Source organism: Marinobacter sediminicola (genome assembly GCF_031157525.1).
Classification (GTDB): Bacteria; Pseudomonadota; Gammaproteobacteria; order Pseudomonadales; family Oleiphilaceae; genus Marinobacter; species Marinobacter sediminicola.
In genome coordinates this window covers 410,308-428,447 of sequence record NZ_JAVIXR010000003.1, presented here as the reverse complement: position 1 = coordinate 428,447, position 18,140 = coordinate 410,308, and the positions used below count along the sequence as shown (strand labels likewise).

Here is an 18,140-nt window from a genome sequence, read left to right as displayed (position 1 = left end):
ACCTACCTGATATCACCATCGGAAATAGCGATATCTCAGCGAGAACTTTTCTAGTTTTGAGGTCTTCATGCTCGACCATGTTTTCTGCCTAACGCTTAGGTAACCGGCGCCGGAGCGCCCGCGGAGGGAACCAAAAGCGGTACGCTTTTGGTGTCCGGTTGACCGACTGGTTAGAGCCTGATGATCTCAACGTCATTGCTGCCGCCGCCCTCGACAACCCACATGCTAGCCATGTTCTGAACATCCTCCAGTGACTCATCCGCGTGGCTGGTCGTTGTTATATGATGCTCTTTCATACGATCAGGATCGGTTACAAACAGGTCCATTGCTGACTCCCACTGCTCACAATGCGTTCCCCATGCGCAAAATAACTCTATGCGCCGATTGAATAGTTCTTCCAACAGCGGCTCGTACTGCTCAGAGTATCGTCTATTGGTGGCTAGAATAACCTTTCTGGGCTTCATGGTTCGTGGGCTCTAACGCTGAAATAAGCGGCGGCCCGACAGGGGCGTCCGGTGGAGGCCACAGGCCGGAACGAACTTGATTGACTGGTTAGAAATCACCGGGATTTGAACCAAGTCAGAAACCTCCGCCAGACACTGTTGAGGTTTACTCCAACGCCGAAGAAGTTGGGCTTCAGATCCACAACGTCTTCCGAGTCGGTAATTGCATCGCGGGTTCTCGCTGCCGATTCATTGAAGTCCATCTCTCTTCGCATGGCTGAGTCTAGCGCAAGCGATGCCCGCCAAAACATTTGCCCGTCAGCCGCTTCTTTTCTCCACGTCGGGTAGTTGCCGTTTGGTAAAACTTGAATGAAGTCCCTGTCATATCCGGGTTTTGGGTGCTTATAGAAGTAGGATTCAAGCTCGGTAAAAACTACTCCTGATGCTTCAAGCTCTGTGGCCGCCTCAGACGTTAATTTCAGTGTATCTGAATAAAAAAGGTAGTAGTGATCGTCGGGAAACCAGTAAAGATCGTGGAGAATGTCGGAAATCGCCCCTTCGCTCTCAAAATCTGCTGGTAGCAGATGGACTCTTCGTGGCCCGAAAGTCACTTTGGCAGGCAACGGTAATGAATCTGGCCATTTAGGCACTTCCTCAGACATCATCCCTCTCAATTTCTAACGCGAAGGTAACCGGCGCCGGAGCGCAGCGGAGGGAACCAAAAGCTGTAAGCTTTTGGCGTCCGGTTGACCGCCTGGTTAGCTGGGGGTAATTGTGAAGACCATTCCCTGGCAACCAACATGACGGCCTACTCCGCTGCCCTTGCACCAGCACCTGCCGATGCACCGTAATTAAAACCACCGCAGACGATGCGGTGAATGAACCTGAACTCCAGCTTAGCAGGTAAGCAAGGAACCAACTCTCGGCGGACAACCCCACGACCGAGACATCCAATTTGCTACCAACACCGTTGACTAATTGAGCTGCCAGCAAGACTGCGATTTTTGACGGCCTTGGCAACCGCACCATGTTACCGGTTTTACTGCCCGCTTACGGCCAAGGCCACTGGCACCCAGCCGCCTAAAAGGAGCAAAGCCACACCAGCTAACGCCAGCCATAAGCGGCGGCCCGACAGGGACGTCCGGTGGAGGGCCATCGGCCCGGAACAGACTTAATGGCATTGTTACGTTTTGAGTCTGGCACGGAGTTCGTCAACTGTGTAGGTGAGCGATTCCTGGCCATATTGGGGTGAGGCCAAGACATCAACGATTTGCATGCTCGACGAACCCAACCAGGCGGCACCCAGAAAATTACTCGCCGGAACAAACGTAGGTATGAACCCACTTTTTCTGAGCTTCTCGGCGAACACTTCTGCTTTCTCTGCCGACGACCATACAGGTAGAGCTTTACCACCTTCGGCTGGCAAGGCGTAAAGCGCTTGGCCTGCCATTAGCACCCAAACACCGTCTTGCTCCTGCACTGAGGTGATAAACTCGCGATCACCGATGATTTCTACATTCATCCAATTACCCGATACTCTGTCAACGACGAAACGTAACGCCTGCATAAACGGCGGCTTTTACGTAGCGAAGCGAAGAAAAAGCCGTCCGGTGGAGGCCCTTCGGGCCGGAACGAATTTGATGCACTTGTTAAGCATTGTTGATGCCCAGCTCTTTTGCTCCAATATTTTTGATTTTTTCGAGACAAGTATCGATCGCATCTCCCTGCTCATCTAGATGCTCGACCCAAGAGTCGGCGTTTCTAGCACTTGATAGACCCCGCTCCATTTCTTGAACTGCCTTCAAAACGTCTGAAGAAATAAGGAACGATGAACTTTCAGTGATTTTCCAAACAACCTTTCTAGCTTTTCTAAACTCTTGCCATAATTCTTGACTATATTCTTCTGGAAGATCCCTATGTTCTATTCCCGCGTCAAAATGCTCGCTGGAAGGCCACCTCATATCATGAAGCGCTTCTACTAATTCTGAATAAGCTTCCGATTTCTTTTCCCACCACCGTTCATTCCTGAAACGACGTGATGCAAGCCATGCCCCTAAGAAGGCTGCCGCTACAGATAGTAGTATTTGAATAAAAATCTTTAGTATTTCTAAATTCACTAGCAATCCTTGTGAATGCTTAACGCCAATATTCAGCGGCGCCCTGACAAGGGCGTCCGGTGGAGGCCCATTAGGGCCGGAACGAACTGGAATGACTTGTTACATGACGATCTCGGGGTCATACCAAACGTCCTCGTAATCGCCTGCCACCAGGAACCTGAAGCCTGGCGGTAGCGACAAATATTGCTCAATTTCTGGCAAATATTCTCGAACATGAGAAACGTGAAGTGGTTTGAAGAAATCGGGATCTTCAGACATGCTCTCACCGCACCATATATACCAGCCGCACGTGCCATTCTCAGGTTTGTGCCGGAGACCGTTAATCGGAAGATTACCAATGGTCTCAACTGCAATTCCAAGCTTTTCCTCACCGCTGCAAGGGAGCGGTTCCGCGCTGAATCTCATACAAACTTCGGTTGGACTCGGCATAGAGCTTCCCTATTGCATGTAACGCTGAGCACAGCGGCGACCTTGGAGTGGCGACGAAGGAGCCACGTAAAGGGCGTCCGGCGGCCATCGGCCGCGTACTGCTGCGACTTGTTACGTTTTTAGTCTGGCACCAAGCTCTTCAGCTGCATAGGTGAGAGACTCCTGACCATACCGGGGCGACGCCAACACATCGACAATTTGTAGCCGCGACGAACCCAGCCACGCACCGCCCAGAAAGATATTCAGCGGCACGAACACCGGTGACAACCCGCCTCGATTCAAATTCTGGGCGAATACTTCAGCTTTCTCCGCTGACGACCAAACAGGCAGAGCTTTACCTCCTTCGGCGAGCAAGGCGTAAAGTGCTTGGCCCGCCATTAGCACCCAAACACCGTCTCGCTCCTGAACAGAGGTGATAAATTCGCGATCACCGATAATTTCTACATTCATCCAATTACTCGATGCTTTGTCGACGACGAAACGTAACGCGGAGCACAGCGGCGGCCCGTCAGGGACGTCCGGCGGCCGTAGGCCGCGTACTGCTGCGGTTTGTTATGGTATTTAGCGACTATTGGCAAGGTCAGCATGCTCTTGCAATTCGGCAGAAATGAATGCGGAAATCATGGCACGATAGACGGCTTCTGTGACTTCAGGATTGCCGTCAAACTCTGCTGCTAGCGTTCTAACTTTCGCAATAACTTGCTCGACTCGCTGAGGCGCTTTTACGTCATCAGTGGTCTTTTTGAAGCGCGCGGCCTGCTTCACGAAACCACCACGCTCAGCAAGTAACCCAACGATTTTCCTATCAATCGAATCGATGTTTGAGCGTACTTCATCTATGGATGTGCAAACCACTTCCGTGTTCAAAATATTCTCCTTAGTTAACGACCATAACGCTTTTGTTCAGCGGCGACCTTTTTGCAGCGAAGCGGAGAAAAGGGCGTCCGGTGGAGGGCCGTCAGGCCCGGAACGTACTGGAACTACTGGTTATGTAGCTTTAAAACCCCGAGTCTTGGAGAACGATGGCATTGCCATCTGGCGGTAGGCCTGTTTTACATCCTCGAGCTTTATGCCGTATTGGAGTATTTCTTCATTGCTCCAGCCCTCTGAATTAAGCCAATACTCTGCCTTATTCTCGCAAATGCCAGCCAGTTCCTCGTCAATATGCCGTAGAGGAATCGCGGCCGCCGACCAATAACGAGCAAGCTGCGCCTCTTTTTCTTCGTTGCGTTGAGCGCCTTTGCCCAAGCTTCGGTAGTAGACACAAGTTTCAGTTAGTGCAGTTGATACCGCCCTTAATGCATCGTCTTTTAGTTCCCTTTTCTCTTTGCTCAGAGTGGCTATCGGGCCAAGAAGACTAATCAACTTCTCAATTACGAATTCGAGCACCAAACTCTCCTTGTAGATACATAACGCCTACGGTAACCGGCACCGGAGCGCCAGCGAAGGGAACCAAAAGCGGAACGCTTTTGGTGTCCGGTTGACTGACTGGTTAGCACTTCGGAACCTGATAAGTGCGATAATCACGCGGCCCAGACCAAGTTATCGCCGTGAATGAGAAATCCATCTCCCCTAGCTCCTGAAGCTGCTGAAGCACCGCTGCGGGTGGCCATCCACTCGGAGCGTCTACAAAGGCGTACCCTTGTGTCGACAACTGCTTTACCAGCATAACTAACTCGGCGTTGTCCCGGAACGAAATCTCCCGCTCAGGAAAATCAGCTGTTTTTAGAGTCCCGCCTTGAATGCTGGTGACATATTTTTGAGTCATGGCTCTCTGGTGCTAACGCTGAGCACAGCGGCGACCTTGAAGTGGCGACGAAGGAGCCACGTAAAGGGCGTCCGGCGGCCATCGGCCGCGTACTGCTGCGACTTGTTAGCTGGGTGTAACGACATGCCCAGCCGCTGGCAACCAATGCGATTGCCTACTCTGTAACTGTTTTTGCACCAAACTCTGCCGATGCACTGGGCTGCAAACGTCACCACCGATGCGGCCAACGAACCATAACAACAGATTAGCCAACCAGGAGCCGGCTTTCGGCGGACGGCCCCACAAACTGAACACCCAATTCTCCACCAAAACCAATGGACGAGTGAGCTGCCAGTTAACCACTGATTTTCACGGCCTTGGCCGGACTTTAATCTCACGGCTCGCCTGCGAACTTTAAGCCAAGGCCACAACCACCGAACCGCCCAAAAGGTAAGAGGCACTACCAGCTAACAGCAATTGGATCGATGTCTCAGTGATTGCGAAAATTTGACCGCTTCGTTATTACGGATTTTTCGAACCCGTGCGCACCAATCAAAAACACGTAAAACAAAAGCTTAGCTCAGTTTTTAGAAGCCTACTACGTAATCATTTGACTTCTGTGATCTGCGCCACCAATAATACTGTCTAAATATACAGTCCTGTGGCAGGGAGCCCACAATGCAAGGAAAGCAGCCTCGTTTACGCGATCAGGTTCGCGCGGTGATTCGCGTCAATCATTACAGTATTCGTACCGAGAAAACCTATTGGTACTGGATTCGCTACTTCATTCGTTTCCACCAAATGAAACACCCACGAGATATGGGCCCGCCGGAGGTTAATGAGTTTTTGACTTGGCTTGCCGTACATCGCAATGTTGCTGCAGCCACGCAGGCACAGGCGCTGAATTCTCTGGTGTTTTTGTACGACAAGGTATTCGGGACTCCACTCGGCGAGATTGGAGATGTAGTCCGGGCAAAGAAGCCTCGTAAGTTGCCCGTGGTGCTCACGCACGATGAAGCGATGCGCATCATCAACCATCTCAGTGAACCTAATAAGCTGATAGCATCCCTCATGTATGGCTCTGGTTTGCGGGTAACCGAGGCCTGTCGTCTGCGCATCAAGGATCTGGATTTTCAACAGCAGGTAATCACCGTGCGCGACGGAAAAGGTGCCAAAGATAGAACCACTTTATTACCTGCCACGCTGATTGAGCCGCTTCAGATCCATGTTGAGAGCATCCGCAAAGCTTGGCAGCAGCGCAGTGAGGAGTTTCTGCACCCGGTCAGTATGCCCTTCGCGCTCGCTCGCAAGTATCCCGGAGCAAGCCGTTCGTTAGCGTGGCAGTGGCTCTTTTCCTCTCCGGTTTTGTGTACAGACAATCTAGGCAATGTATCCCGACACCATCGCCATATTTCATCCGTACAACGCTCTGTGCGCGGTGCGGCAAAGGCTGTCGGTATCCATAAACCTGCCAGTTGCCACACCTTCCGCCACACCTTCGCCACGGAACTTCTAAAACGTGGTAACGATATCCGCACAGTACAAGATCTACTCGGCCACGCAGACCTGCGAACCACCCAAATCTATACCCATGTTCTCGGGCAAGGTTTTGCGGGGGTTCGAAGTCCGTTGGGGTGAGCGCCGTTCAGCGTGGGTGAGTACTCACCACTCCAACTGAGCCCCGGTCTGGTACTCAATCACCCTTGTCTCAAAGAAGTTCTTCTCCTTCCGCATGGTCGCCTGCTCATCCAGCCAGGGCGATACGTTCTTCGCCCCCGGGAACGGTTCTTCCAGCCCTACGGTGCGGGCTCTGCGGTTGGCCACGAAGCGGAACTGTTCGGTGTGGTATTCCGCTGAGTAGCCCAGTATCGGGTCGCGCAGGATGTAGTTGGCGTAGTCCCGCTCGGCGGCTTCGGATTCTTCCCACATCTCGCGTACGGCTTTCGGGTCGAAGCTGATGTTTTCCTCTTCCAGTATCTGGTTCACCACTTTCAGGCCGAAGGCGAAGTGCATGGCTTCGTCGCGCAGTATGTACTGGAACTGCTCGCCGGTGCCGCGCATCAGGCCACGGCGTTGCAGCGCGAAGATGGGGCTGAAGCCGTTGTAGAACCAGCAGCCTTCAAACACCGCCGCAAAGAACAAGTACGACATGATGAATTCTTGCAGGTCGTCCTTGTTGCGCAGGTTGAGGTCGGAGCGCATAGCGGCGTCTAGGCGGCGGTTGGCCATCTGGATTTTGGCGTTAATCTGCGGCACTACGCGGTAGCGGTTGTAGATTTCGCTCTGGTCCAGGTTCAGGGTTTCAATGCAGTGCTGGTAGGTCCAGGTGTGCAGGGCCTCTTCGTACACCTGGCGCGCCTGGTAAATTTGCAGTTCCGGCGCGGTCATTTTTTCCATCACGGCCAGGCCGATGTTGCGCATGGCCAGTATGTCGGAGGTGGTCAGGTAGGCCACCACGTTTTCGAACACGTGCTTTTCTGCCGGGTTCAGGCGGTGGTGGTAGTCGTGAACGTCTTGCGCCATGTTTACGTCCAGCGGGGTCCAGTGGTTTTTGTTGGCGTTCATGAAGAACTCCCAAGCCCACGGGTATTTAAACGGCGCCAACTGGTTTACGTCGGTTTCGCCGTTGATAACACGCTTGTCGTCTACGTTCACCGGGGCCACGCTGCTGTGTGCAGCGGGCTGGCTTTGTGGTTTGGTTTCGTCGTCCCAATTCAGCATGGTTGTGCCTCTCAATAGTAGTAAGTGGTTACTGACAGGCTTCGCAGTCGGGTTCATCAATGCTGCACACTTGTGGCTGTGGTGCGGCAACCGGGGCAGCTTGTTCGTTTACGCCAGTAGCGCCTAGCGAGCGCAGGTAGTAGGTGGTTTTCAGGCCACGCTCCCACGCCAGCTGGTACAACTCGTCCAGTTTTTTACCGCTGGGTTCGGCCATGTACAGGTTCAAACTCTGGGCTTGGTCTAGCCATTTTTGGCGGCGGGAAGCGGCCTCCACCAACCAGCGAGCGTCGATTTCAAACGCGGTGGCGTAGCGGGATTTCAGTTCGGTGGGTATTCGCTCAATTTGCTGCACGCTGCCGTCGTAGTATTTGAGGTCGTTCACCATCACGTTGTCCCACAGGCCGACCGCCTTGAGGTCGCGCACCAGTGAGGGGTTCACCACGGTGAATTCGCCGGAGAGGTTCGATTTCACAAACAGGTTCTGGTACGCCGGCTCGATGGATTGCGACACGCCCACGATGTTGGAAATGGTAGCGGTGGGTGCAATGGCCATTACGTTGCTGTTGCGCATGCCGTGCTTGGCGATGAGTTCGCGCACCGGCGCCCAGTCCAGGCGGCTGTCGGTGTTTACGTTGATATCGCCTTCCCGACGGGCGTTTTTCAGCAGTTCGATGGAGTCGATGGGCAGTATGCCCTGGCTCCACAGGGAACCTTCGTAGGTTTCATAAGCGCCCCGCTCTGCCGCCAGCTCAGCGGATGCGCGAATGGCGAAATAGCTCAACTGTTCCATGGCCACGTCGGCAAACTCTACCGCTTGCGGGCTGGTGTACGGCAGGCCCAGAGCATATAGCGCATCCTGAAAGCCCATCAGGCCAAGGCCCACCGGGCGGTGTTTCAGGTTGGAGTTACGCGCTTGCGGCACGGCGTAGAAGTTGATGTCGATAACGTTATCGAGCATGCGCACGGCGGTGTTTACGGTGCGCTCAAGGCGCTGTACATCCAGCTCACCGTTGCTGATGTGAGCGGCCAGGTTCACCGAGCCCAGGTTACACACGGCGATTTCATCGGCGCTGGTGTTCAGGGTGATTTCGGTACACAAGTTAGAGCTGTGCACCACGCCCTTGTGCTGCTGCGGCGAGCGCAGGTTGCAGGGGTCTTTGAAGGTGATCCACGGGTGGCCGGTTTCAAACAACACGGTCAGCATTTTGCGCCACAGCTGTTTGGCCGGGATGGTTTTGAACAGCTCGATTTTGCCTTCGGCAGCCAGCGCTTCGTAATGCTCGTAGCGCTCGCGGAATTCGTTGCCGTATAGGTCGTGCAGGTCGGGCACGTCGCTGGGGCTGAACAGGGTCCAGTCGCGGTCTTGGCGCATGCGCTCGATCAGCAAATCCGGCACCCAGTTTGCGGTGTTCATGTCGTGGGTGCGGCGGCGTTCGTCACCGGTGTTTTTGCGCAGTTCGAGAAACTCTTCAATATCCAGGTGCCAGCTTTCAAGATAGGCACACACGGCGCCTTTGCGCTTGCCGCCTTGGTTTACCGCTACAGCGGTGTCGTTCACAACTTTCAAAAACGGTACTACGCCCTGGCTTTGGCCGTTGGTGCCTTTGATGCGGGAGCCCAGTGCGCGCACCGGTGTCCAGTCGTTGCCTAGGCCGCCAGCCCATTTGGAAAGCATGGCGTTGTCGCGAATGGCGCCGTAGATGTCTTCCAGATCATCGCCTACGGTGGTGAGGTAGCAAGACGACAGCTGGGAGTGGCGGGTGCCACTGTTGAAAAGTGTGGGCGTGGATGACATGTAATCAAATGAGGACAGCAAGTTATAGAACTCGATGGCGCGGCTGTTGGGGTCGTCTTCACGCAGAGACAAGCCCATGGCCACGCGCATGAAGAATACTTGGGGCAGCTCCAGGCGGTCGCCTTTCCAGTGCAGGAAGTAACGGTCGTACAGGGTCTGCAGGCCGAGGAAGCCAAACTTCTGGTCGCGCTCGGGTTTGATCGCAGCACCCAGCCGTTCAAGATCGAATGCGGCCATGGCTTCATCCAACAACTCGTAACGAATACCGGCGTGAATGAAAGCGCTCAAGGCCTGTGGATAAACTTCAGAAAGACTCAGGCTGGTATCGAGGTTGAGTGCGGTGACGCTTTCAAGGCGCAGTTGTTCCAGAAGTAAGCGGGCGGTGACGGCGCTGTAGTCTGGCTCGCGCTCGATGCGGCCACGGGCGGTCATGATTAAGGCGCTCAGTACTTCGGCTTCGTCGATGCCGTTGTAGAGGTTGCGAATGGCTTCTTCCACCAGGGATTCGCCTTCGATACCTTCCAGCCCAAGCGCGGCCTTATCGACCTGTTGCTTCATCAGGCCCAAGTCCAGCGGTGCGGTGCGGCCATTGGCCTGTTTTACAGTAAGGGTTGGGTGGGCTTCCACCGGCTCGTGCAGGGCGCGTTCGCGGGCGTGTTCTTCGCGGTAGAGTACGTAGGCGCGGGCGACTTTCTGCTCTTCTGCACGCATCAGGGCCAGTTCTACCTGGTCTTGTATGTCTTCGATATGCACCCGTCCGCCGGCTTTCAGGCGGCGGCTGATGGCCTGCACAACTTGCTCGGTTACCCTGTGAACAGCGTCGTTTATACGGGCAGAGCCTGCGGCTTGGTCGCCTTCAACGGCAAGAAAGGCCTTGGTAACGGCCACGCTGATTTTGGAGGGGGTAAAGCTGACCAGATTGCCGTTGCGCTTGATGACTTGCAGGGCTTCTGTGGCGGATGGCGATGAGGGCCGAGGCTCGGTGAGAGCGGTCGCAGACATGCGGCTTTCTCCTGAATACGCGTTAATTCCATAACCTTCGCGCACGCAGGACGAACACTGGCATCAGCACAGAATGCGCCGAATAGTGCCTTGCTCGTTGCTGCTCACCTTGTAGGGCCAAATGCAGGCGCCTGAGTCGCGAAGGTGCAGTGTGTATTCCCTGGCTTGTCTTCGGACTCAGGGGCATGAACCTTTCGGTTCTGCCTTGCGTGGCGACTTCCCGGCTTGCGCCAGTGTCTTTATGCCACGCTCGTTCCCCAATACCGCTGCGCGTCAGTTCCGGATTCTCACCGGATTCCCGAATACCATATTTGGTATTCAACCAAGGATGCAGGCACTATATACAGTAATATTTCGAGAGACAAGGCACCTTTCCCAAATCTGCCGGTCTATCACGAACACACAGAAAAGTGGGAAGGCTTCATGTTTATCTCTAAACGCGCACGTACCTGTCTGGTTTTTGCAGTGCTCAGCCTGGCTTCCCCTCACCTGTTGGCACAGGAAGCCTTACTTACCCCTTTCTCGAAGATGACATCGCTCGCTGATGGCTGGGAGCCGTTGGAATTTCCCAAGATAAATCAGCTTTCCCACTACGAACTTGTTCAAGACGGTGGCTCCCAGGTAGTTATGGCACAAACCTCCGGGGGTGCCTCAGGCCTGATTGCCCGGTTAAATATTGAACCTGAAGATGTACCTATTCTGAACTGGCGTTGGAAGGTGTCGAATGTGTTTGAAAAGGGCGATGCCCGGAAAAAGTCCGGCGACGACTACCCTGCCCGTATCTACGTTGCCTTCGAGTTTGAGCCAGAGAAAGCAGGCTTTTTCGAACGAGCCAAGCGCAAAACGGTGGAAGTGCTGTTTGGTGAGGAACTGCCGGGCAATACCCTGAACTATATTTGGGCAAACACCCTGCCGGAAGGCAAATTCATAGCCAATCCCTATACCGACAAAACCATGATGATTGCCGTTAACTCTGGCAGTGGGAATGCCGGTGAGTGGGTAGCCATAGAGCGGGATATCGTGGCGGACTATCGCCAGGCCTTCGGGGAAAATCCGCCCCCAATCCGGGGTATCGCGATCATGTCGGATTCAGACAATACCGGTGAGCAAGCAATTGCCTGGTACGGCGATATCAGGCTAACCAAGACAAAAAAGAATTAACAGGCGATTTTAACGATGTGCCTGAGGGAACCCCGGGATCACAAAGCCTGCTTTGAACGGTCTTACGGGCGGCGCTTCACCTCGGCTGACAAGCCTCAGGTAGGCATCATCAATTTTTTCCCGGAGCACTGAAGCGCGAGGGCTTGCCAGGGAATACAGCCAGGCCGAATAGCGTGATCTTATTTCCGAACCGAGAATCTTGCTGTCTGATGGCAACGTCAGCATGGGCTCAACTGTTTCGCGGTAATCCAGTACATAATCACCGCGCCTAAGCTTGAGCATCTCGAGTGCAGCACGGCTGCTGGGCGCTTCAGTAAGCCGAATACGATCTGAATTATCAAGCCATGTCAGCAGGCCACCGTAGGTGTACCCCCCAATCACGATGACCGTTTTCCCTTCCAGTTGATCAAAGTGGGTCAGTGGTTCTGAATCTTCCAGATGCCAGGCATTGAGCCGTGTTGGATAAACATTTACCCAACTCTCAAGCACCTCGTACTTGAGAGTTGGCACACCGGAAAGGCCGGGAAACAGGTCAACCGCGCCGCTTTTCAGGTACAAATAAACCCGGCTTACAGGCAGGTAAATGAACTCGGCTTCGTAACCGGCTTCCTCGACAACTTTTCTAGTCAGATCAACAAAAAAACCCGTCGGTTCGCCCTGTTCATTCCGGTATTCAGCGGGGGGGAATTCGGTGTACGCAATGCGCACTTTGTTCCCGGCAATATCAGCCAAGACCGGCCCTGCGAGGGTAACTGTCGCCAAAACTGCGACCACCATTACGATTCGGGCTGCCAAGCCCCGGAACTTTGCCGGGGCCAAATGTCGATTCCAGAGTCTGCGCATAGTACCGATACGTTGGTTGTGCCGACATATTGAAGGTATGCGGACTTTTCAAACTACCTGAGATGAGATTAGCAGTGCCCTGTGAAATGGCATCAAATATGATAAATGACCATATACAGACCAACACCACCCATCACCACAGTATAGGGGAACGCCATTACGACCATTCGTCCATATGATAGACGAACCAGGGGCGCAATGGCAGAAGTCAGCAGGAACAGGAAGGCTGCCTGGCCATTCGGCGTCGCCACGCTTGGAAGGTTGGTGCCTGTGTTAATGGCCACAGCAAGGCTTTGGAAATGCTCATAACTGATACTGCCAGCATCCAGTGCCTGCTTGATTTCACTGATGTACACCGTGGCCACAAACACGTTGTCGCTGATCATCGAAAGCAAGCCGTTGGCGATAAAGAACATGCCTGGCTGCTGGCCCTCCGGAAGTGACAGCACGTAGTCGATCACGGGCTTGAACAGATGCTGCTCATGAATCACCGCCACCACCGCAAAGAACACAACCAATAGCGACGTAAACGGAAGCGACTCCTGAAAGGCTTTTCCTATCTGGTGCTCGCTGGTTACACCGGTAAACGAGGTAATCAGTATGATAACGAGCAACCCGATCAAGCCCACTTCCGCCAAGTGCAAGGCCAGGCCAACCACCAGAATCACCGCCGCTGCCGCCTGCACCCAAAGCGCGGCCTCATCTGCCTTGGTGCGCTTGGCACGTTCCTCATCCGCAAACTCTTCCAACACCCGCCGTACCGGTTTGGGAAGCCGTCCGCCGTAGCCAAACCAACGCATTTTCTCAAGCACCCAGCAGGTTACCAACCCCGCTATCAGCACGGGCACGCTAACCGGCGCCATGTGCAGGAAAAATCCGATGAAGTCCCAGCCCACTACTTTAGCGATCAACAGGTTCTGGGGCTCACCCACCATGGTTGCAACGCCACCCAGTGCGGTACCAATGGCGCCGTGCATCAACAGGCTGCGCAGAAACGCCCGAAAGTTTTGCAGATCGTTTCGGTGCAGTTCGATGACTTCGTCATCACTGTCGGAATTGTGGTCGCTGCTCTGGTACCCCTTGCCCGAGGCGACTTTATGATAAACCGAGTAAAAGCCGACAGTAACGCTGATAATAACCGCCGTGACTGTGAGGGCATCCAGAAACGCTGAAAGCACTGCGGCAGACATGCAGAACATGAGCGAGAGCGCGGACTTGGATCGCACCCCAACGAGTATCTGGGTGAATGCGACCAACAGCAGGTCCTGCATAAAATAGATGCCTGCCACCATAAACATCAACAGCAGAATAACCGGGAAATTGGTCAGCACTTCCAGATACACCGCATCCGCCGTGGTAAGGCCGATCAATAATGCCTCTATTGCCAGCAAACCGCCGGGCAATAACGGGTAACACTTCAACGCCATGGCAAGAGTGAAAATAAACTCTGCTATAAGCAACCAGCCCGCTGTAACCGGCCCCAAAAGATACATAACGATCGGGTTAACGATCAAAAACAACAGAATAATCTGCTTGTACCAGACAGGAGCTTTACCAAGAAAGTTACTGGAGAACGCGGAAAAAACGGTCGTGGGCATTGCGGGGTTCTTTTATGTTAGCGGTCGACAACAGTATATGGCGCCATGCCTTTATCTTCCTTGACATTCCTGCGCCGGTTAATGCTGCAAAGATACAGGATAGCCCTATCCTTTAGTACTGGCAGATGTCCGTACTACCAAGGCACTGCGAAGATCGTGATCCAGATCATTTTGCTCCAGCGCGCGGCTGATAATTTCAACCCGAGACTCATCAGCGGGCACCGTTTCCAGCAGTGTCAGTACGCCCTCAACGGCATTGAACATCCACCAGCCTCTGTTGGTATGCACCACCCCCTTGAAACGCTCAAACTCCCCATTACTGGCCAGGCTTTGCAACGCGATTGGATCAAACACCCAATCTTTGTGAACACGCCAACCCATACTGGTAAAACCATCGCCCTTGTTGAAGTATGACTGCCAGGGTTCATCCTCCAGTGAGGGTTTCTCCGCCAGGGCTTTACCATGGTGATGGTGGTGGCTTTCAGGAAAATGCGCGGGTAGTCGATCGGAATCCCCTGCTAGCCATTCGAGGGGAAGCTGCCCGCCACTGATCTGTCCGATGCGCCGCTTTGCCGGTTGCCAGTCGCTCGCCCAGGCGTCGAACTGCGCTAACTGCTCATCCGTGCACAGGTCTGCTTTGCTCGCCACCAACAGATCCGCCACTGCAACCTGGTCGTGGAATTGCTGACTGGCAAGCACACGCTCGTCTTCCAGCCGGCGCGGGTCGACCAGGCAAACAGACGTCGAAAGGTGTACCACATCCTTGTAAAACTCTCCGGTCAGCGTTTTGATCACCTGTGCTGGGTGGCCCAGCCCGGTTGGTTCAACAAACAACCGGTCAGGGCGCGCGAAGCTGATCAAACTGTTGAGCCCTATCTGCATAGGCAACCCGGAAACGCAGCACATACAGCCACCAGGCACTTCTTTCACCGCCACGCCCTGGTTCGACAGAAAGGCCCCGTCGATACCGACCTCTCCAAATTCATTCACCAGCACCGCCCAGCGCTCGCCTTCCGGCTTCTGCTTCAGCAGGTTGAGGATTGCCGTGGTTTTGCCAGCACCGAGAAAGCCAAGCACCAGGTGCGTGGGGATGGGTGTCGAGTTGTGTGTCATGGGTTGAGCCTTTGGCATCGTCTAAATACTGTGTTTAAGCGAACATGTTATAACATAACATTATTGTCACGCCCAAGCTTGAACTGCTTCCTGAACGATCTGTACTCTCGAAGCGCAGACTCGTGCCCCCTGGCAACCAGCCGCACGCGTTGCTTCGGTAAGCACTGGGCCAGCCGGGAGGCTGACAGCGGCGATAGCGAACCTAATCGGGGGTAACCGCCAATGGTCTGGCGATCGTTCAGCAGCACGATAGGCTGCCCATCCGGCGGCACCTGCACGCCGCCAAGGTTGATTCCCTCAGACACCAGACTACGAATGTTGCAGTGAAGCTTGGGGCCGATCAGGCGAACGCCCATTCGATCGGCGCGATCATCCACCTGCCACCAGATGTTGAACGCGTCAAACAGACTGCGGCCGGTGAAATGAGCAATTTGCGCCCCCGGCAGTAAATCCAGCACAGCAGGCTGGCTGAAATCAGGTCGGGCTTCCTGCGATGCCTGCATCGAGCCTTGGATAAAGTCCTTTCCACCAGCGTGAACAGATAATTGATCCCCTTCAGCCAGCTTGCAGCCCTTTCCGCTAAACCCACCCAGCTCTTCCCGGACGACGCTGGCCACACTCCCCAGAACCGGCTCTGCGACAAAGCCGCCGCAAACCGCCAGATAAGCACGCAGCCCACTCATCGGCCTGGCAAAAGCCAGAACCTCGCCTTCCTTCCAGCGAACGCGCTGCCACAAAGGAACAGGCTCATTGTTGAGGGTGGCCCCCAGATCGGCGCCGGCAATAGCGATGTCCAGGTCTCTTTCGGCCACTAGCTGCAAACCGCCGAAGGTTATTTCCAGATTGGCAGTACCCCAAGGGTTGCCAGTCAGGTGATTGGCCCAGGCCCAGGAGTAAAGATCGGCCGGGCCGCCCTGAGTTACCCCCAGATGGCGCACCCCAAACCTTCCGCTGTCCTGCAATAGCGCCAGAGGGCCGGCGCGCAGCACCCGTATGCTTGGCTGTGGCTTCTCCCGGTGGCTCACGATTCCAGCTCCATAGGTTTGCTGCTCCCACCTTCACGCTCAAAGGTTTCGCGGCTGACGGAAACAAAGCGCACCTGATCGCCAACCCGTAGAAGACTGAATCCCTCACGCTCCCGATCAAACAAACGGGCACTGGTTCGCCCCAGCAAGTTCCAGCCTCCGGGAGTTTCTGTCGGGTAGGCTGCAGTTTGCCGGCCAGCCAGAGCCACACTTCCGGCCGGCACTCGCTTGCGGGGCGTATCAAGCCGTGGGCATTCAAGGCGAGGGTCGATTAATCCTTTGAAAGCAAAGCCCGGTGCAAAACCCAGAGCAAACACCCGATAAGTGCGCTGGCTGTGGACTTCGATCACATCGGTAACCGCCATGCCCGTGTGTTCCGCCACCCTTGGCAAGTCCGGGCCTACGCTGATGTCGTACCAGGTGGGAAGTTCGTGTACCTGCCCGTCTTGAACGCCGCTATCCGGCTCAAGATCCACCAATACCTGGCACAGTATGGCCCGGGCCTCTGAAGACGTTAAAGTAATCGGATCAAACACAACGAGAAGAGTGGTGTAGGAAGGCACCAGATCAGTCAGCGCACCACCAAAGGCGTGTTCACACCTGTGTGACAATGCAGACAGCCAAGGCAAGTTGCCCTCGTCGATCGTTTCAAACAACCGGACAATCCAGCCGTCCAGCCCGGCGGATTCGAGCACTGGTTTCTGGCTCACTGCTTCAGAACCTGTTCCATCGCTTGTGCGACACCGAGCACAGTGCTGTCTGAGCCATGCCGGCCTACCAACATCAGGCCGCTGGGCAGATCCCCGGGTTGGTGGTTCGGCAGTGTGATAGCACACAAGTCGAGAAGGTTCGCGACCGTGGGGTTGCGCAGTACAAGCAGGTTCAGGCGCAGGTATTCCGCGTCACTCTCTAGCTCCGTAAGCAGGGGTGGCTCAATTACCACGGTGGGTGCAAGAAGCCCGTCATAGGCACTGAGCCATTGGTCTGCCTGCTTTTTCAGAGCCACCCGGCGCTGCAGCAGATCAAGATAATCCGCAGCACTGATGCCCGAGCCCCGCAGCATGCGTTCCCGCACTCGCGGGTCGTATTCGTCTCCACGCTGCTGTAGCCAGTGCCGGTGAACGTGATAGCTTTCGGCTGCTGCAAGTCCGCCATTCAGCATAAGATCTGGCAACGCATCCAGCACAGGAATCTGTGCTTCCACAATCTGGGCACCGCTTTCGCGCAACTTGCGGAGGCTACCGGCAAAGGCAGCGGCAACAGCCGGTGAGACGTCATCCAGCATGTAGTTAGCAGGCACGACGAATCGACGACCACGAAGATCAACCGAGTTGTTCTTTTGCCAAGACTCACCTGCCATAACGGCATCCAGGCGCGCGCAGCACTCAACTGTACGGGCAATGGGGCCTATGGAATCCAGGCTTTGGGACAAGGGGAATACGCCATCGCGAGGTATGCGTTTTTGGGTAGGTTTGAAGCCGACCAAACCGCAAAAAGCCGCAGGTATGCGCACCGACCCGCCGGTATCACTGCCGATGGCGGCAGCGGCCATACCAAAGGCAACCGCCGCTGCGGCTCCGGAGGATGAGCCACCAGATATGCGGCTCGGTGCCAGTGGATTGGCGGGGGTGCCGTAGTGTGGATTCAGCCCAAGCCCGGAGTAAGCGAACTCGGTCATGTTGGTGTGGCCGGTGATGACTGCTCCAGCCCGGCGCAGGCGCGAGACAATCAACGCATCGCTTTGTGCCTGCTGGCTCCACCATTTTGAGCCCGAGTGAGTTACCTCACCAGCAGCATCGAACAGCACTTTTAATGCAATGGGCAGCCCGGCAAGCTCTCCCAAAGGCACCCTGCCCTGTTGCAGTGTATCAATAGCGGCGGCTTCAGCTCTGGCAGTGCGATCAAAGCGGGCTGTGTACACCTGATTGGCAGGGTCATCGAACTGATCGATATTGCTGAAGCAGGCTTCAAGAAGTTGGCTGGCAGTGAATTTGTTCTGCTGCAATGCGGCCAGCAGAGATGACAGGCTTGCCTCTGTGAGTTCTATGGGGGGCTGGCCGGGCTGCTGTTTCATGTCGCTCCTTTCACACTCGTCCTTGCAATACTCTAGCTCATCCGGTGCATTTCGGGTAACAGCGCCCTTCAT

19 protein-coding genes and 1 riboswitch are annotated in these 18,140 nt (G+C 54.8%); of the genes, 2 read left to right on the top strand and 17 right to left on the bottom strand.

Translation table 11 applies throughout. The features are described from left to right. Positions 1-170 precede the first annotated feature (170 nt). From RG807_RS17795 to RG807_RS06790, 9 genes are all read right to left on the bottom strand, one after another. Positions 171-464 (bottom strand): DUF7684 family protein, encoded by a 294-nt coding sequence (locus tag RG807_RS17795; RefSeq protein WP_435404658.1) that lies wholly within the window; start codon positions 462-464, stop codon positions 171-173. 95 nt (positions 465-559) lie between these two features. Beyond that, positions 560-1,105 (bottom strand): hypothetical protein, encoded by a 546-nt coding sequence (locus tag RG807_RS06825; protein ID WP_309044219.1) that lies wholly within the window; start codon positions 1,103-1,105, stop codon positions 560-562. Between the two features lie 521 nt (positions 1,106-1,626). Then, positions 1,627-1,965, bottom strand: a complete 339-nt coding sequence (locus tag RG807_RS06820) for a DUF2750 domain-containing protein (protein ID WP_309044218.1) — start codon at positions 1,963-1,965, stop codon at positions 1,627-1,629. A 127-nt stretch (positions 1,966-2,092) separates the two neighbouring features. Further along, entirely contained in the window at positions 2,093-2,560 is a 468-nt protein-coding gene (locus RG807_RS06815; RefSeq protein ID WP_309044217.1) for a hypothetical protein, read from the bottom strand. A 99-nt stretch (positions 2,561-2,659) separates the two neighbouring features. Further along, positions 2,660-2,965: an immunity protein Imm33 domain-containing protein gene (locus RG807_RS17790; RefSeq protein ID WP_435404661.1), complete on the bottom strand. Its 306-nt coding sequence runs from the start codon at positions 2,963-2,965 to the stop codon at positions 2,660-2,662. A 135-nt stretch (positions 2,966-3,100) separates the two neighbouring features. Beyond that, the gene (locus RG807_RS06805) at positions 3,101-3,439 is read right to left on the bottom strand and encodes a DUF2750 domain-containing protein (protein ID WP_309044215.1); all 339 of its coding nucleotides are present in this window, start codon (positions 3,437-3,439) and stop codon (positions 3,101-3,103) included. Positions 3,440-3,550: 111 nt separating this feature from the next. Beyond that, positions 3,551-3,856, bottom strand: coding sequence for a chorismate mutase (locus tag RG807_RS06800; RefSeq protein ID WP_309044214.1), 306 nt, complete (start codon positions 3,854-3,856; stop codon positions 3,551-3,553). A 120-nt stretch (positions 3,857-3,976) separates the two neighbouring features. Further along, on the bottom strand, positions 3,977-4,378 hold the full coding sequence (locus RG807_RS06795) for a hypothetical protein (RefSeq protein WP_309044213.1): 402 nt from the start codon (positions 4,376-4,378) through the stop codon (positions 3,977-3,979). Positions 4,379-4,481: 103 nt separating this feature from the next. Continuing rightward, entirely contained in the window at positions 4,482-4,757 is a 276-nt protein-coding gene (locus RG807_RS06790; protein ID WP_309044212.1) for a hypothetical protein, read from the bottom strand. Between the two features lie 657 nt (positions 4,758-5,414). On the opposite strand from RG807_RS06790, the gene RG807_RS06785 reads away from it, so the two are divergent. Further along, positions 5,415-6,374 (top strand): integron integrase, encoded by a 960-nt coding sequence (locus RG807_RS06785; protein WP_309044211.1) that lies wholly within the window; start codon positions 5,415-5,417, stop codon positions 6,372-6,374. Between the two features lie 24 nt (positions 6,375-6,398). On the opposite strand, the gene RG807_RS06780 is transcribed toward RG807_RS06785, so the two are convergent. Together RG807_RS06780 and RG807_RS06775 are read right to left on the bottom strand one after the other, a co-directional pair. Continuing rightward, on the bottom strand, positions 6,399-7,457 hold the full coding sequence (locus RG807_RS06780; protein ID WP_309044210.1) for a ribonucleotide-diphosphate reductase subunit beta: 1,059 nt from the start codon (positions 7,455-7,457) through the stop codon (positions 6,399-6,401). 28 nt (positions 7,458-7,485) lie between these two features. Next, complete coding sequence (locus tag RG807_RS06775) at positions 7,486-10,254, bottom strand: ribonucleoside-diphosphate reductase subunit alpha (RefSeq protein ID WP_309044209.1); 2,769 nt, start codon at positions 10,252-10,254, stop codon at positions 7,486-7,488. A 145-nt stretch (positions 10,255-10,399) separates the two neighbouring features. Beyond that, positions 10,400-10,596: riboswitch (cobalamin riboswitch) on the bottom strand. An 81-nt stretch (positions 10,597-10,677) separates the two neighbouring features. Between RG807_RS06775 and RG807_RS06770 the strand changes: the two genes are divergently transcribed. After that, positions 10,678-11,415 (top strand): DUF3047 domain-containing protein, encoded by a 738-nt coding sequence (locus tag RG807_RS06770; protein WP_435404657.1) that lies wholly within the window; start codon positions 10,678-10,680, stop codon positions 11,413-11,415. Between the two features lie 9 nt (positions 11,416-11,424). On the opposite strand, the gene RG807_RS06765 is transcribed toward RG807_RS06770, so the two are convergent. From RG807_RS06765 to RG807_RS06740, 6 genes are all read right to left on the bottom strand, one after another. After that, positions 11,425-12,234: a substrate-binding periplasmic protein gene (locus RG807_RS06765; protein ID WP_309044208.1), complete on the bottom strand. Its 810-nt coding sequence runs from the start codon at positions 12,232-12,234 to the stop codon at positions 11,425-11,427. Positions 12,235-12,350: 116 nt separating this feature from the next. Beyond that, positions 12,351-13,856 carry a sodium/proton antiporter NhaB gene (gene nhaB, locus RG807_RS06760; RefSeq protein ID WP_309044207.1) on the bottom strand — a complete coding sequence of 502 codons (1,506 nt, stop codon included), beginning with the start codon at positions 13,854-13,856 and terminating at the stop codon, positions 12,351-12,353. Between the two features lie 105 nt (positions 13,857-13,961). Next, a complete protein-coding gene (locus RG807_RS06755) occupies positions 13,962-14,969 on the bottom strand; it encodes a CobW family GTP-binding protein (RefSeq protein WP_309044206.1) in 1,008 nt (335 codons plus the stop codon). Positions 14,970-15,016: 47 nt separating this feature from the next. Continuing rightward, on the bottom strand, positions 15,017-15,994 hold the full coding sequence (locus RG807_RS06750; RefSeq protein ID WP_309044205.1) for a 5-oxoprolinase subunit C family protein: 978 nt from the start codon (positions 15,992-15,994) through the stop codon (positions 15,017-15,019). Beyond that, the gene (locus tag RG807_RS06745; RefSeq protein ID WP_309044204.1) at positions 15,991-16,704 is read right to left on the bottom strand and encodes a 5-oxoprolinase subunit B family protein; all 714 of its coding nucleotides are present in this window, start codon (positions 16,702-16,704) and stop codon (positions 15,991-15,993) included. The genes RG807_RS06750 and RG807_RS06745 overlap by 4 nt, the downstream gene beginning before the upstream one ends. Then, positions 16,701-18,068 (bottom strand): amidase, encoded by a 1,368-nt coding sequence (locus RG807_RS06740; protein ID WP_309044203.1) that lies wholly within the window; start codon positions 18,066-18,068, stop codon positions 16,701-16,703. The genes RG807_RS06745 and RG807_RS06740 overlap by 4 nt, the downstream gene beginning before the upstream one ends. Between the last annotated feature and the right edge of the window lie 72 nt (positions 18,069-18,140).